The organism is Ensifer sp. LC163, from assembly GCF_001695855.1.
Lineage (GTDB): Bacteria > Pseudomonadota > Alphaproteobacteria > Rhizobiales > Rhizobiaceae > Ensifer.
This window is the reverse complement of record NZ_MBSS01000017.1, coordinates 73,544-87,219: the sequence shown is the minus strand read 5'-3', so window position 1 is coordinate 87,219 and position 13,676 is coordinate 73,544. Positions and strand designations below refer to the sequence as shown.

17 protein-coding genes and 1 riboswitch are annotated in these 13,676 nt (G+C 62.8%); of the genes, 8 read left to right on the top strand and 9 right to left on the bottom strand.

Annotation, left to right across the window (positions count from 1 at the left end):
- The 4 genes from BC360_RS16445 to BC360_RS16430 all read right to left on the bottom strand — a co-directional run.
- The coding region (locus BC360_RS16445) for a protein-tyrosine phosphatase family protein (protein WP_065795960.1) at positions 1–459 on the bottom strand (459 nt) is incomplete at its 3' end.
- A complete protein-coding gene (locus tag BC360_RS16440) occupies positions 456–1,085 on the bottom strand; it encodes a GntR family transcriptional regulator (RefSeq protein WP_139110073.1) in 630 nt (209 codons plus the stop codon). The genes BC360_RS16445 and BC360_RS16440, both read right to left, overlap by 4 nt.
- Positions 1,082–1,681 (bottom strand): hypothetical protein, encoded by a 600-nt coding sequence (locus BC360_RS16435; protein ID WP_065795958.1) that lies wholly within the window; start codon positions 1,679–1,681, stop codon positions 1,082–1,084. The genes BC360_RS16440 and BC360_RS16435 overlap by 4 nt, the downstream gene beginning before the upstream one ends.
- A 32-nt stretch (positions 1,682–1,713) precedes the next feature.
- Positions 1,714–2,757, bottom strand: a complete 1,044-nt coding sequence (locus tag BC360_RS16430; RefSeq protein ID WP_065795957.1) for a transporter substrate-binding domain-containing protein — start codon at positions 2,755–2,757, stop codon at positions 1,714–1,716.
- Positions 2,758–2,952: 195 nt separating this feature from the next.
- Between BC360_RS16430 and BC360_RS33160 the strand changes: the two genes are divergently transcribed.
- A complete protein-coding gene (locus tag BC360_RS33160) occupies positions 2,953–3,324 on the top strand; it encodes a HupE/UreJ family protein (RefSeq protein ID WP_139110072.1) in 372 nt (123 codons plus the stop codon).
- A gap of 8 nt (positions 3,325–3,332) precedes the next feature.
- Here BC360_RS33160 and BC360_RS16415 read toward each other — a convergent pair whose 3' ends face one another.
- The 5 genes from BC360_RS16415 to thiO all read right to left on the bottom strand — a co-directional run bounded on the left by BC360_RS16415 (position 3,333) and on the right by thiO (position 6,938).
- Complete coding sequence (locus BC360_RS16415) at positions 3,333–3,707, bottom strand: VOC family protein (protein WP_065795954.1); 375 nt, start codon at positions 3,705–3,707, stop codon at positions 3,333–3,335.
- A gap of 610 nt (positions 3,708–4,317) precedes the next feature.
- Positions 4,318–4,983 carry a thiamine phosphate synthase gene (locus BC360_RS16410; protein WP_065795953.1) on the bottom strand — a complete coding sequence of 222 codons (666 nt, stop codon included), beginning with the start codon at positions 4,981–4,983 and terminating at the stop codon, positions 4,318–4,320.
- Positions 4,980–5,753 carry a thiazole synthase gene (locus tag BC360_RS16405; protein WP_065795952.1) on the bottom strand — a complete coding sequence of 258 codons (774 nt, stop codon included), beginning with the start codon at positions 5,751–5,753 and terminating at the stop codon, positions 4,980–4,982. The genes BC360_RS16410 and BC360_RS16405 overlap by 4 nt, the downstream gene beginning before the upstream one ends.
- A gap of 2 nt (positions 5,754–5,755) precedes the next feature.
- Complete coding sequence (gene thiS, locus BC360_RS16400; RefSeq protein WP_065795951.1) at positions 5,756–5,953, bottom strand: sulfur carrier protein ThiS; 198 nt, start codon at positions 5,951–5,953, stop codon at positions 5,756–5,758.
- Positions 5,943–6,938, bottom strand: coding sequence for a glycine oxidase ThiO (gene thiO / locus BC360_RS16395; RefSeq protein WP_065795968.1), 996 nt, complete (start codon positions 6,936–6,938; stop codon positions 5,943–5,945). Before thiO ends, thiS begins: the two co-directional genes overlap by 11 nt.
- 224 nt (positions 6,939–7,162) lie before the next feature.
- A riboswitch (TPP riboswitch) is annotated at positions 7,163–7,294 on the bottom strand.
- 48 nt (positions 7,295–7,342) lie between these two features.
- On the opposite strand from thiO, the gene BC360_RS32390 reads away from it, so the two are divergent.
- The 7 genes from BC360_RS32390 to BC360_RS16360 all read left to right on the top strand — a co-directional run bounded on the left by BC360_RS32390 (position 7,343) and on the right by BC360_RS16360 (position 13,670).
- Positions 7,343–7,774 carry a hypothetical protein gene (locus BC360_RS32390; RefSeq protein WP_161952446.1) on the top strand — a complete coding sequence of 144 codons (432 nt, stop codon included), beginning with the start codon at positions 7,343–7,345 and terminating at the stop codon, positions 7,772–7,774.
- The gene (locus tag BC360_RS16385; RefSeq protein WP_065795950.1) at positions 7,758–8,426 is read left to right on the top strand and encodes a GntR family transcriptional regulator; all 669 of its coding nucleotides are present in this window, start codon (positions 7,758–7,760) and stop codon (positions 8,424–8,426) included. Before BC360_RS32390 ends, BC360_RS16385 begins: the two co-directional genes overlap by 17 nt.
- Positions 8,427–8,637: 211 nt before the next feature.
- The gene (gene bioB / locus BC360_RS16380) at positions 8,638–9,642 is read left to right on the top strand and encodes a biotin synthase BioB (RefSeq protein ID WP_065795949.1); all 1,005 of its coding nucleotides are present in this window, start codon (positions 8,638–8,640) and stop codon (positions 9,640–9,642) included.
- Positions 9,639–10,784, top strand: a complete 1,146-nt coding sequence (locus BC360_RS16375) for an 8-amino-7-oxononanoate synthase (RefSeq protein WP_065795948.1) — start codon at positions 9,639–9,641, stop codon at positions 10,782–10,784. The genes bioB and BC360_RS16375 overlap by 4 nt, the downstream gene beginning before the upstream one ends.
- A complete protein-coding gene (bioD, locus tag BC360_RS16370) occupies positions 10,781–11,419 on the top strand; it encodes a dethiobiotin synthase (protein ID WP_065795947.1) in 639 nt (212 codons plus the stop codon). The genes BC360_RS16375 and bioD overlap by 4 nt, the downstream gene beginning before the upstream one ends.
- Positions 11,416–12,684: an adenosylmethionine--8-amino-7-oxononanoate transaminase gene (locus BC360_RS16365; RefSeq protein ID WP_065795946.1), complete on the top strand. Its 1,269-nt coding sequence runs from the start codon at positions 11,416–11,418 to the stop codon at positions 12,682–12,684. Before bioD ends, BC360_RS16365 begins: the two co-directional genes overlap by 4 nt.
- The gene (locus BC360_RS16360; protein ID WP_065782003.1) at positions 12,681–13,670 is read left to right on the top strand and encodes a beta-ketoacyl-ACP synthase III; all 990 of its coding nucleotides are present in this window, start codon (positions 12,681–12,683) and stop codon (positions 13,668–13,670) included. The genes BC360_RS16365 and BC360_RS16360 overlap by 4 nt, the downstream gene beginning before the upstream one ends.
- Positions 13,671–13,676 lie beyond the last annotated feature (6 nt).

Genomic DNA, 13,676 nt, shown 5'->3' with positions numbered 1-13,676 from the left:
CGTCTCGGGGCCGGAGCCGGCAGCGGCAATCCGTTCGAGCGCATCCGTAGGGTTGAGCCCTAGGACCAGCAGGATGCATGTCGCCACGGTTCCTGTGCGGCCTATGCCGGCCGCGCAGTGTACGAAAATCGTTCCACCGTCGCGCAGCTCTGCCGCCGTCTGGCGGGCAAGGGCGAAGAACCCAGCTTCGTCTTCGGGGACGCCGAAATCCGCAATGGGGAAGCAGCTGATGGCAATGCCAGTGTCCCCGGCGAGTGCTGCGGCATAGGCGGGGGCCTTCTCTTCGATTTCCGCAAGCGGAGTGAGGCTGACGATGCGCGAGATCTCCTGCGCCGCAAGCGCGGCCAGATCTTCTGCAAACGGGCGTAACCGGCCAGGCATCGGCCCAAGCCAAAGTTCGCCTGCCACGCCCTCCGGCAGGCGGACGGCGCGCAGGAAAGGATCGCTGGTCCGGATCATGTCGTTTCCCTGGACTCGCCTGCAAGGCAGATAAGAAGCGCGGACGGCGTCTTAGCCTCGGCAACCGCAGCGACCGTGCCGCGCAGCGCCCCGAAGGCCGCCGCGGCATTGTCGCGCGCAGCCTGCATGCGCCAGCGGATTACTCGCCAATGCAGCGCCGCATGCGCCTCGGCGGCGATCGGATCTTCCACCAGGCCCGAGACGAGATTGAGGAACTGTGCGCGGAGGGCGAAGTAGCGCTCGACGGACATATCGCCGGCGTGGGCCGACAGCTCTCCGATCGCGGCGATCTGGATACGCGATTGCATGGCATAGGCTGGAGCGCAGCAGCGCGTGCAAAGGCGCAGCATGTCCGACAGCATAGAGAAATGAAGGTCGCGCTGCGCCTGTTCGAGCGTGCTGACCACCGTACCGACGCCCGAGCGCGTCTCTAGAAGGTGCTCGAAGGACAGCCGTTGCAGGACTTGGCGGATCGGCGTGCGGCTGACGCCGAATTCCTGTGCCAGCTTGCCTTCATGCAGCATCATCGGCGTGTCGGGAGACGTGGCGCAGATGCGCAGCCGCAACTCCTGCAACATGTCCTCCATACGCGGTGGGCCGGATCTCGACATTTGCGGCAAGCTCACGCTTTCGCTCCTTCCGATGTCTTGGCAGCGCTGCGGCCGCCCTTGGATTGCGTATGCAGCCAGGCTTCCTGAGCGGGACTTTCGACCGATTCCGGAAACTGGCTGCGTACCTTGAACAGGGCCCCCTCCACGGAGAGGCCCAATTGATGCAGAATATACGCCGCAATCATGCCGCTCCTGCCCGCGCCGTAGCTGCAGCACAGGGCGATCGCGCGATCAGCGGCCAACTGCGCGAAAGCCTGTCCGCTCACGCGTCGCCATGCCCTCATCCATGCCCTTCCCGGCGTGGAAAAGTCGTCAATCGGCAGAGCGGCGAACGCCATGCCTGCCTGTTTGACCCGTTGCCGGAGCATCAGTCGATATCCTTCGGGGCAATCTCCATCCCGCATCAGCAGCAGGAAGAGAGAGGCGCCGCGGCCGGCCAGGGCATCAAGCATTTCGTCGATGCCCCGCGGTTCGATCCAGCTTTGGCCACGATGATCGATCGCCAGACCGGGAGCGCCGAGCGTCAGCACCCGCCCGCCGCCGGGACAGTCGATGGTGGCCCGGAGGGGCAGGAAATCCTCGATCTCGCCGTCTGTTCCGCTGCCGCCCACCGTCCGTTTCCCTTGCCTGGAAAGTCGTAGCCTCACCGTATCGGATAGGCGTACATGAGACCACCGTTCCTGGCGGACGCGTTCTGGCTGCCTTCGCGCTTCAGGCCGAAGGGTGTCGAAGGACCGAGGTGGCGATCGAACACTTCTCCATAGGAGCCCACCTGCTTGATCACCTGATAGGCCCAGTCGGCGGGCAGCTTCAGCTTGGCGGCCATGTCCGCGGTCGTGCCATCCTTGGCGAAGAGGCGCTGGACGGCCTTTGGCTGCTTGTCGAGAGCGGCGACCGTCGCATCCACGTTGCTCGAATTGATGCCGAGCTCGTCGGCATTGAGCATGACCTCGAAGCCCCAGCGCACGGCCTTTTCGAGTGCTTCGTCGGGTTGGGTCACCAGGGTCAGTGGTTCGGCGGAGATGATTTCCGGGAGGATTTCGTAGTCGGCCGGATTTTTTGCGAGCTGGCGATCGGCGGCAAGCGCCGTCATATCCGAAGCATAGGCGTCGCATTTTCCGGCAAAAAAGGCCTGAAGGCGCGCCGTCTTGTCGGCGATGTTTTCAATCTTGTAGTCGAGGCTCTCAGCTGTGAACCAGTCGGCGATGTTGAGCAGCGTCGTCGAGCCATCCTCCGCGCAAATCGTCGCGCCCTTCAGGTCTTTGGCCGACGTCACGCCGAGCGTCTTCGACACCATGAAACCCTGGCCGTCGTAGAAGGTTGTCGCAACGAAGGCGAGGCCCGGATCCGCGGACCGAGTGCCGGTCTCCGTGATCGAGCGGGACGCCATGTGCGCCTGACGCGACACGAGGCTTTTGAGAGAGTCGGAGAAGCCGACACCACGAATGTCGGCCTTGGCCGCGTCGCCAAGTACGGCGGCGGCCGCCATGCGGCAGAAGTCGGCGTTGAATCCCTGGAACACGCCGGCGCTGTCGGGTACCGAGAAGCCCGGCGCGCTGGGGCTCACTAGGCAAATAAGCTTCCCCGACGAGACGACCTCGTCGAAAATCGGCCCGGCATGGGCAAGAGATGCGCTCGCAACGGAGGCAGCGCCGACAACCGCGCCTGCGAGATAAGACCGAAGCATGTGAGTTCCCCTTGTTATTGATAGGTCAGTTATACCTGTATACATGTGTAGCGTATGAGGCAAAAGCTTACCTGTCAACAGGCGCGCAGATCGAGCGGTTGACGGTGGCCTTTCGCCGTCCGAGCCGCACCGACATCAAGATTTCCGACGTCGTAAAGCTGCCGGAGCTCTCCTCGATCAAGGTCTTTAAGCTTGATGAGGAGGAGGCCGCCCGCAGCCGCGATGCATTTCTCGCTGAATGGGCGGCCATGCCGAAGGCCGGTTCGAGCGGGCAACGATCCTCCCCACGCAAGGGAACCGGTAGAGGTCCGCGCCCAAGCTGGCTTCTTTGCGACGTGGCGTGCGGGCAATTCTCCTGCCCGCACGCCACTATCCTTTAACGTGCGTTTGGTCTGGTCTGGTGCTTTGGCGGATCTCGAGCTTCCAGAAAGTGACATCCCGTTCGCCTTGCTTTTCTTCAAGGTCGGTGTGGAAGTCGGACAGCTGATGTTCATCGCGGCTGTCGGAGTTGTGAGGTTGGTGAAATATCTCCCTTTTCGGGTCCCAGGGCACCGCTCGCCCCCTTGATGGAACGGTTAGGCCCCGGATTCGTGGCAAACCACTTCGATGTTGTGCCCGTCCGGACCAATGACGAAAGCTGCATAGTAGTTTGCGTGGTAGTGCGGGCGCAGACCAGGAGCACCATTGTCTTTAGCACCCGCCTCCAGAGCCGCGCGATAGAAAGCTTCGACTTGCTGGCGATTCTCGGCCGTGAACGCCAAGTGAAGATGCGCTGGCTTCTCCTCGGTCTGGTAAAGGCACAATGAAGCCTTACCCTTTGGGCTAAGCTCGACACCGTACGTCGGCGGCCCCTCCGCGACAACGGCTACGCCGAGCGGTTCGAGTGCCTTGAGGAAGAACGTTTTGCTCGCTGCATAGTCGCTGACTCCGAATTTGACGTGGTCAAACATGATTTCTCCTGAAGTGTGTGGGCCTGCCTGACGGAGAGGCAACCGGAGCATGCCGCCTGCTGCGCATCTTGCAATGTCTGCTTGCGCCGCAAAGCGGCCCTTGCGGCTGCTTTGCGTCTCAAACTTTAATGGCATGTCTCAGCCATTAATGGCAAGGAACAGAGGGCGGGGAGGCCAGAGGGGCCGCGCCCCTATAGGTAAGCCCGCAGGGCACGCAACCTAAGCCGACCATGGTGACAAGATCCGCGCTCGGGCAGGTGCGGCTGTCGCCAAAAGGCGGGCGTTTATCGCTCCAGTGACATGAGGGAGGATTTCACGAACGGATGGTGACGCGGCCGCGCTAGCCATATGACGTCGCGTCGTCATGGGGTTTACGATGTTGCTTGCGGTCTTAACGGGTGAAATTGCCCTGTCGGGCATTTGGCGCAAGGTGATGCCAGCCGTAGCCATGCCGCCGGCCAACCCTACCGCAAACGCTTGCAAGCCCTTCTCCGTCTCTCGCATGAGAACATTATGGAAGCACCGCGTTAGCCTCGCAGATCGCTTCCGACGTTGGGGAGCTGCCTGTCGACCACATCCTGAGCAGGGCCCCAGGACCTTCCTGGGCACCCTACTTCGGACAAGGAGAAGGCCGGTCTGGCTTTCCTAAGACCCTGTCGGTCGAGGGCGCCATGCGCCATCTTGAGGTTGCTGCGACCCATTGTCTTGTTCGGCCCTCGGGATCCTGGCTACGTGTGATATCGGTCACGACCGCGGCGCAATCCGCGCCATGGGTGAGGACGCCATCAATGCGTTCAATGTTCAGTCCACCGATCGCAACCAGCGGGGTCGATCCGATTTTCTCTTTCCATGTGGCGAGGCGGGCAAGGCCCTGCGGCCTCCACTTCATCTCTTTGAGAACGGTCGGATAGACCGGTCCCAGCGCGACATAGTCGGGTCTGACGGTGAGCGCGATATCGAGTTCGGCCTCGTCATGCGTGCTGATGCCGAGCTTCAGTCCGGCCCCACGGATCGCGGCCACGTCGGCTTGCGCCAGATCTTCCTGACCGAGATGGACGAAATCGCAGCCCTCGTCGATCGCTAGGCGCCAATGGTCGTTGACGACAAGTTGGCAACCGTGTCTGTCGCATATGGTCCTGGCGATGCGGATGTCGCTACGAACCTCGCTGTCAGGTCTCTCCTTGATGCGAAGCTGGACAAGCCTGACCCCGATTGGAACGAGGCGTTCGATCCACCCAGCGCTGTCGACAATGAGGTAGAAGGGATCGAGCCTCATGAGAAGACCGCCTTTCCGATCACCGGGGTGGAGGGGACGGCCATGTCGCGCGGTTCGAGCACACCGGCTTCAAAAGCCTGGCGACCGGCCTCGATCGCCCTGGCAAAACCCGATGCCATCAGGGCGGGATCTCCCGCACCAGCCACCGCGGTATTTAAGAGCACCGCATCGAAGCCGAGCTCCATCACGGTCGCTGCATGCGAAGGGCGGCCGATACCGGCATCGACAATCAGCGGCACATCCGGGAAATGCGCGCGCATCGACCGCAAGGCGGACAGATTTTGCGGCCCCATGGCACTGCCGATCGGGGCGCACCAGGGCATCAACACGCGGCAACCAGCTTCCAGCAGACGCTCGGCGACAACCAGATCGTCGGTCGTGTAGGGAAAAACCTCGAAGCCCTCGTTCGAAAGGATCCGTGCGGCCTCGACCAGCGCGAACACATCCGGCTGCAGCGTGTCGTGATTGCCGATCACTTCGAGCTTGATCCAGTTCGTCCTGAACACCTCGCGCGCCATCTTGGCGGTCAGGACCGCCTCCTTGGCGGTGTGGCAGCCGGCGGTGTTCGGCAGTATTTTCGTCCCGAGCTCACGGATCAGTTCGAAAAACGCACCGCCCGCTTTGCCGCCGGCCGTTTCCCTCCTCAAGGAGACCGTGACGATTTGTGTCTGTGAAGCCCGCACGGCGTCCGAAAGCACGGCTGGCGATGGATAGCCTGCTGTGCCCAGGAGCAGTCGAGAGGTGATTTCCGTGTCGTAGACTTGCAGCATGTTCAGCCACCTTTCATCGGTGAGAGGATTTCGATGCGGTCATGGTCGCGCAGGCGCCAGCCATCGCGGTCGGCCGCGTGAACGAGTTCGCCGTTAACGGCGGTCGCCAGCCAGCTTCCCTCATAGTCGAGTGCCGCCATCAGTTCGGCGAGCGTCGAGCAGGCGATCTCGTGCTCGTCGCCATTGACGTTAAGCTTCATCATGGAACTCCGATTGGTGGTTCGGGCTGAGCAGACATTCGGCAACGTCGTGCGCAAGGGCTGGCGAGAGCAGGAACCCATGTCGATACAGACCGTTCACGCAAAAGGTCGAGCCGCTTCGCGTGATCCTCGGCAGGTTGTCGGGATAGGCAGGGCGAACACCAGTCCCGGTCTCGGTGATCTCCGCCTCGCCGAAGGCTGGGTGCAGGGCGTAGGCGGCGTTCAAGAGTTCCATCAGCGAGCGTGCAGCAATAGGGCCGCACGTTTCGCTCTCGATCATTGTTGCGCCGACCATGAAGAGACCCTGGCGGCGTGGAACGACGTAGAGGGGGTGTCGTGGATGCAGGAAGCGCACTGGGCGCGACAGTTGAATGTCGCCGGTGCGCAGATAGAGCATCTCGCCGCGCACGCCCCGCAGGGCGGCATCATCCGGGAGCCTGGCACGGCCACTGCAATCGATACGCCAATCGAAACGGTGGCTGACGGTGGCGTCGGTCGCCTGGCCGAAGTGAAAACGCACCCCCATGGCCATCAATGTGTCACCGAGCGACGACAGCGCTTCTCTCGGATCGAGATGGGCTTCCCTGGGGAAGTAGAGCGCACGCGCGAAACGCCCGGCGAGATCCGGTTCCAGTTCGGCTATCTCTTCTGCATCAAGCCATCTGTGTCCGGTGGTTCGTGTCGCGAAGCGATCGAGCTCGCGGGTGTCACGCGCGGCGGCGACGACGAGTGTGCCCTCTTGCGCGACTTTGCCGGGCAGCGCCGCCTTCCACCACTCAATGGCTGCCGCACCGACGCGTTCGACCTTCTCGTCGGCACTTTCGCGCTCACACCAGGGCGCCAGCATGCCGCCGGCAAACCAGGATGCCCCGGCGCCAATGTGTTGGGCCTGTTCGACAACGTCGACCTCAATGCCGCGTCGTGCCAGCTCGTAGGCAGTGACAAGGCCGACGACACCCGCTCCCTTGATCAGCACCGGCCTCATTTGGCAGCCGTTCGAGCCGTTGCCTGGCCGGCGCTGCAGCACCATTCACCCGTGCGCCGGCGCGCTAACGTCCGTGAGTGTAGCTGCCTATGCCCGAAGTTTGGCTCGTCTACGGCATCTGAAAAAACCATTGGCTGGCTCCAACGTTGACATTTGGAGACCCAGATCCTGGAGCTGGAAAGATAGAGACCCGTCCACGCGATCGCAAAAAGGAGCTGTCGCGACTGCCGTCGTTCCCACCGTCCCTACGCCAGCATGAACTGGATCAGGTTCAACGGGTCATTGCGCTGCGGTCGAAAGAGCCGATCCGCCCAGCAATATCTCAGCCCCTTGTCGGGACTCCCCTGGTGAATGAACGAGTTGAACGACGATAGCCGCACTCTGTCAAGTGTTGGAGCAGAATGATGGTTGAAAACGCCGCCGCAAGGAACAACGCTCAGGCCGTGGATGCACCCACAGCCTGGCGCTCAGAGACGTTGGAGCATGGCGCACAGCTAAGTCATTCTTCGAACGACCCAGAGCGACCGGCCCGCATGAGCGATTCCGGAGACGAGTCGCAGGCGTGGATCATCCTTGAGCCGCTCAGCCTCAGCCGCATCAAGATTAAGGACCATCTGATCGGTTTCGTTTGCGTTCGGCGTAATCCACCAGCGCCGATCCTCGCAGCAAAGCCCGGCTTCCGGTTGCTCCTGGAGGTACTCAATCGCATATTCGGCGTTCACTTTTCGCGGTCCGGCGTCCTCGGGCATTTGTTTTTCCTCCATCTCACATTCCTTGAGCTGGCTCGACAACAAGGCTGCCGCAAATTATCTATAAAAAATGACCGCAATCAATGACGATACAGTTGCCAGCCGCATCAGCCGCATCCTTGCTGACCGGATCGTGACGGGCCAATTGGAGCCAGGCACGAAACTCCGGCAGGACCATATCGCCGAGGAATTTGGGGCGAGCCACGTGCCCGTGCGCGAGGCCTTCCGCAGGCTGGAGGCGCAGGGTCTCGCCATTAGCGAACCGCGTCGTGGCGTGCGCGTCGCTTCATTCGATCTCAAGGAGCTTCGCGAGGTCGCACAAATGCGCGCCGCGCTCGAAGTTCTGGCGCTGCGTCATGCGGCCCCGCACCTGACGCCGGCGATCCTCGATCTGGCTGAAGAGGCGACGGTCGCCGCCGACAATTCCCGCGATGTGCGCTCCTGGGAGGAGGCGAACCGGCGCTTTCACCGGCTGCTACTGACGCCGTGCGGTATGCCACGTCTGCTTGCCGCGATCGACGATTTGCATGCTGTCAGCGCCCGCTTCCTGTTTTCGACCTGGCGGTCGGAATGGGAGGTGCGGACGGACCATGACCACCGAGCAATTCTCGCCTTCCTTCGGCAGGGCAAGATCGAAAATGCGGCCGCAGTCCTGGAGCGCCATGTCCAGTGGATCGGGCAGAAACCGGTCAAAAACGCCTCCGGTTCCACGCGGAATGCCTTTGCTATCGTCTGCTGACGGACGGCGCTCGGAACGCTGTTTTTTAAAGCGTTTTGGGGTTCCGGTTGGACAGCCGCGACAGTCAGTCAGCCCCTTCCAATACCTTCTATGGTTGAAGTCATCTGCTGCCTCGCCCTTCAGTTGGTTGCGTCTCCGTTGCCGAGGAAGAATTATAGATAATATCAGATTCTATCTATAATACCGATGCAACAACGAGGGCGATCAACTTATGCTGGATGCAGGTGTGCAGAACGAGGGAGTTCCGGCCAACTCCCCGACCGCCGATGAGAGCTCAAATCTCGATAAAGCGAGAAAAATCTATAATCTCCCTTTCAACGACCTCCTCTTTCGCGCGCAAACCGTCCATCGCGCGCATTTCGATCCGAATGCCGTGCAGATGAGCCGGCTGCTGTCGATCAAGACCGGCGGATGCGCGGAGGATTGCGGCTATTGCAGCCAATCGGCGCACTATCCGACCGGGCTCAAGGCCTCGAAATTGATGGAAGTCGAAAGGGTGATCGCGGAGGCCCGTAAAGCCAAGGCGGGTGGCGCCACCCGCTATTGCATGGGGGCAGCCTGGCGCAGCCCGAAGGATCGCGACATGGAGGCGATCGTCGCCATGGTGGGCGGCGTCAAGGCGCTCGGCATGGAGACCTGCATGACGCTCGGCATGCTGTCGCCGGCGCAGACGGCGTCGCTCGCAGATGCTGGCCTCGACTACTACAACCACAATGTCGATACGTCCGAACGCTTCTACAGCGAGATCATCACCACCCGAACCTTTGCCGACCGTCTCGAAACGCTCGCCAATGTGCGCGAGGCCGGCATCAAGGTCTGCGCCGGGGGTATCCTGGGGATGGGCGAAACCGTCGACGACCGTGTCTCCGTGCTTGTGACGCTCGCCAATCTTCCCATGGCCCCTGAAAGCGTGCCGATCAACATGCTTATTCCGATCCCTGGATCGAAGCTCGCCGATGCGCCGCCGGTCGATCCGATCGATTTCGTCCGCACGATCGCGCTCGCCCGCATCCTGATGCCGCAGTCCCATGTCCGTCTTTCGGCCGGTCGCACCGACATGACCGACGAGATGCAAGCGCTCTGTTTCTTCGCCGGGGCTAATTCGATCTTCGTCGGGGAGACGCTTTTGACCGCCGACAACCCCGGTGAGGATCACGATGCGGCGCTTTTCCGCCGCCTTGGATTGAAGCCGATGGAGCTGGAGCCGGCCCAATGATCCCGGAGGCCCTCGGCCGCTACAAGAGGACGCTGGCGGGGCTCGACCGCAAGGGGCGTCGTCGGTGGCTCGTGGCCCAGGCCGGCGTCGATTTCACCTCGAACGACTATCTCGCGCTTGCCAATTCGCCGCGCCTGAAGGCTGCCGTCGCCGCCGCGATTGACTGCGGCGTGCCAGTCGGCGCCGGCGGATCGCGGCTGCTGCGCGGCAACCATGCGGAGCACGAGGCGCTGGAGGCCGAAGCGGCCGACTTCTTCGGCACGGAGCGGGTGCTCTATTTCGGCAGCGGCTATGCCGCCAATGCCGCGCTGTTCTCCACCCTGCCACAGCGCGACGACATCATCATTCACGACGCACTGATCCATGCGAGCGCCCATGAGGGCATCGCGGCGAGCAAGGCGCAGGCGCTGGCCGTCAGGCACAACGACGTCGACGCCTTCGCGAATGCACTCCGGCAATGGCGCAGTGCCGGCGGAACGGGGCATCCGTGGATTGCTGTCGAAAGTCTCTATTCGATGGACGGTGACCGGGCGCCTCTGGCGGAACTCGCCGAACTCGCAGATCGCCATGACGGCTTTCTCGTGATCGATGAGGCGCACGCGACTGGTGTTTTCGGTCGCGGCGGCCGCGGCTTTTCGGCAGAGCTGGAGGGCCGGGAGAACGTCGTTGTCGTGCACACCTGCGGCAAGGCGCTCGGGTCTTCCGGCGCCCTGCTTGGCGCGAACCAGGTGCTTTGCGACTATCTCGTTAACCGCGCACGCGGCTTCATCTACTCGACTGCGCCATCGCCGCTTATGGCCGTCGCCGTTCGCGAGGCACTGAGAATGCTGGCGGACGAACCGCAGCGCCGGGTGGATTTCGAAGAGCTGCGCGCCTTTGCCAATGAGGCGCTTGCCGCAAAGCTCGGCGTTGCGGGGAGCGGATCGCAGATCTTGCCGGTGATGATCGGCGACAATGGCCGTGCGGTCAGGATCGCGGCGCGCATGCGGGCGGAAGGTTACGATATCCGGGCGATCCGTCCACCAACCGTTCCCGAAGGCACCGCGCGCCTAAGGCTCGCGATCACGCTCAACGTCGACAGGCCGACCATTTCGTCCATGCTTGAGCGGCTCAAGATCGCGATCGCGGAGGAGCGGCCATGATGCCCCGCTTCGTGGTTACCGGCACGGATACGGGTGTCGGCAAGACTGTGTTTGCCGCAGCACTCACCGATGCACTTGCGGGCTGCTACTGGAAGCCGGTGCAGTCCGGTCTCGACGGTGAAACGGACAGCGAAACGGTGCGACGGCTCGGCCGAATACCGCCCGGTCGCATCCTGCCGGAGGGCTACAGGCTAACGACGCCCGCCTCGCCGCACCTGTCGGCCAGGATCGATGGCGTCTCCATCATTCCAGAAAGGCTTTCGCCGCCCCAGACGAACCTGCCGCTCGTCATCGAAGGGGCTGGCGGCCTGCTGGTGCCGCTGACGGAACGGACGGTGTTTGCAGATCTCTTCGCGCACTGGCAGTTGCCCGTCATCCTGTGCGCCCGTACCGGGCTTGGGACGATCAATCACACACTGCTGTCGCTTGAAGCGCTTCGTCACCGCGCGATCCCGATCCTTGGTGTCGCCTTCATCGGCGACGCACAGGCCGACACCGAGAACATCATCGCTCAGCTCGGGCGTGTCCGCTCGCTGGGCCGGCTGCCGCGGCTCGATCCGCTGACGCCGGACGGTCTGAGGCAAGCGTTTCGCGACCGTTTCGATATGGATTGTTTCCGTGAGGCGCTGGCATGAAACACTCCCCGGTTTGGCATCCGTTCACCCAGCACGCGCTGGAGCTGGCGATGACGCGCATCGCAAGGACGGAAGGTGCCTATCTCATCGGCGAGGACGGTTCGCGGATCGTCGACGCGATCTCGTCCTGGTGGGTCATCACCCACGGGCACCGGCACCCGGCGATCATGGAGGCGATCCGCGACGCCTCGGAAACCTATGATCAGGTCATCTTCGCCGAATATACCCATGAGCCGGCGGAGGAGCTTGCGAAGGGCCTGATCGAGATCGCGCCCTCCGGACTTGAATATGTATTCTACTCCGACAGCGGCTCGACCGCAGTGGAGGTCGCGCTGAAAATGGCGCTTGGCTTCTTCCACAATGCCGGAGCGCCACGCGGCCGCATCTGCGTGATGGAACACGGTTACCACGGCGACACGATCGGCACGATGTCGGCCGGAGAGCGCGGCGTCTTCAACGCCGCTTATCAGCCGCTTCTGTTTGCCGTCGACCGGCTGCCGTTTCCGGAAGCCGGCCGCGAACAGGAGACGCTCGACGCGTTCGAGGCGTGCTGCGTCGCCGGTCAGGTGGCGGCATTGCTGATCGAGCCGCTGGTCCTCGGCGCCGGCGGAATGAAAATGTACCACGCCAGCGTTCTTGCTGAACTGAAGCGGATCGCCGAACGTCATGGCAGCCTGCTGATCGCTGACGAAGTGATGACCGGATGGGGGCGGGCGGGTAGTCTTTTTGCCTGTGAGCAGGCGGGAATAGTGCCCGATATTCTATGCACGTCGAAAGGATTGACCGGTGGTGCACTGCCGCTGGCGGCGACCCTTTGCACGGCCGAAATCTTCGACGCCCATCTTTCTGAGGACCGCCGCAAGACGTTCTTCCATTCGAGCTCCTATACGGCCAACCCGATCGCGTGTGCGGCTGCGGTCGCCAACCTTGCGATCTGGAAGACGGAGCCGGTGCGCGAGCGTATTGGCGCGCTCACGGAGAAACAGCAGGAACGATTGGCACGCTTTGCCGCCGATCCCCGGTTCCGTGATGTCCGCCAGGCAGGCACCATCGCCGCGCTCGATCTCGATGTTCCTGTGAGCGGCTACCTGTCGGAGGCCGGTCCAAGGCTGAGGGCCTTCTTCCGCGAACGCAAGCTTTTGATCCGCCCGCTCGGCAATGTCATTTATCTGATGCCGCCCTATTGCGTGACGGATGCCGATCTCGATCGGGCATACGACGCGATCGATGAGGCGGCATCGGTCTTTACGGCGGGGCACCTATGACCGTCGTCCGCTCCTCCCGCCTTGCCGGCTTCGGCCATGCCGTGCCGACGCGGCGCGTCGAAAATGCCGAGATTGAAATGAAACTCGGTCTGGAACCGGGTTGGATCGAGCGCCGGACGGGCATTCGGGCGCGACACTGGGTCGAGGCGGGGGATACCCTCACAGATCTTGCAGCGCAAGCGGGCGAGGCTGCCCTCGAGGATGCGGCCGTGGCTCGGGGCGACATAGCCCTGACCTTGCTCGCGACCTCGACGCCGGATCACTTGCTGCCGCCTTCGGCACCGCTGCTTGCGCATCGGCTCGGGCTCCCCAATTCCGGCGCGCTCGACCTTGCCGGTGCCTGTTCGGGCTTCCTTTACGCACTGGCGCTCGCCGACGGCTTTGTTCGTGCGCAGGGAAAACCGGTGCTCGTCGTCGCGGCCAATATCCTCAGCCGCCGGATCAACCCGGCGGAAAGGGCGAGTGCCGTGCTCTTTGCCGATGCGGCCGGCGCGATCGTGCTCGCGCCCTCTGATGACCCCGAAAAAGGCCTGCTCGGGGTCGATCTCGCCTCCGACGGTAGCCGCTACGATCTGATCTCGATCGCCGCCGGCGGCAGCAACCGGCCCTTCGCGCCGGGCATGGCGACGGAAGATTTCCTGATGACGATGCGCGATGGGCGCGAGATGTTTACGCAGGCAGTAGCGATGATGACATCTTGCGGCAGCCGGGCGCTCGCCCAAGCCGGGCTTGGGGCCATGGATGTCGGCCGCTTTGTGCCGCATCAGGCGAACGCGCGTATTTTCGACGCCGTCTGCGGCAATCTGGGCATCGACCCGCAGAGAACCGTGCGAACGATTGAGGACTATGGGAATTCTTCCGCCGCGACCATCGCGCTTTCCCTGTCGATTGCGCATCAGGAAAAACCGCTCGTTTCGGGAGAAAGGCTGCTGTTGACCGCCGCCGGAGCAGGGCTGACGGGGGGAGCGGTCGTTCTGGGCCTTTGAGGCGGG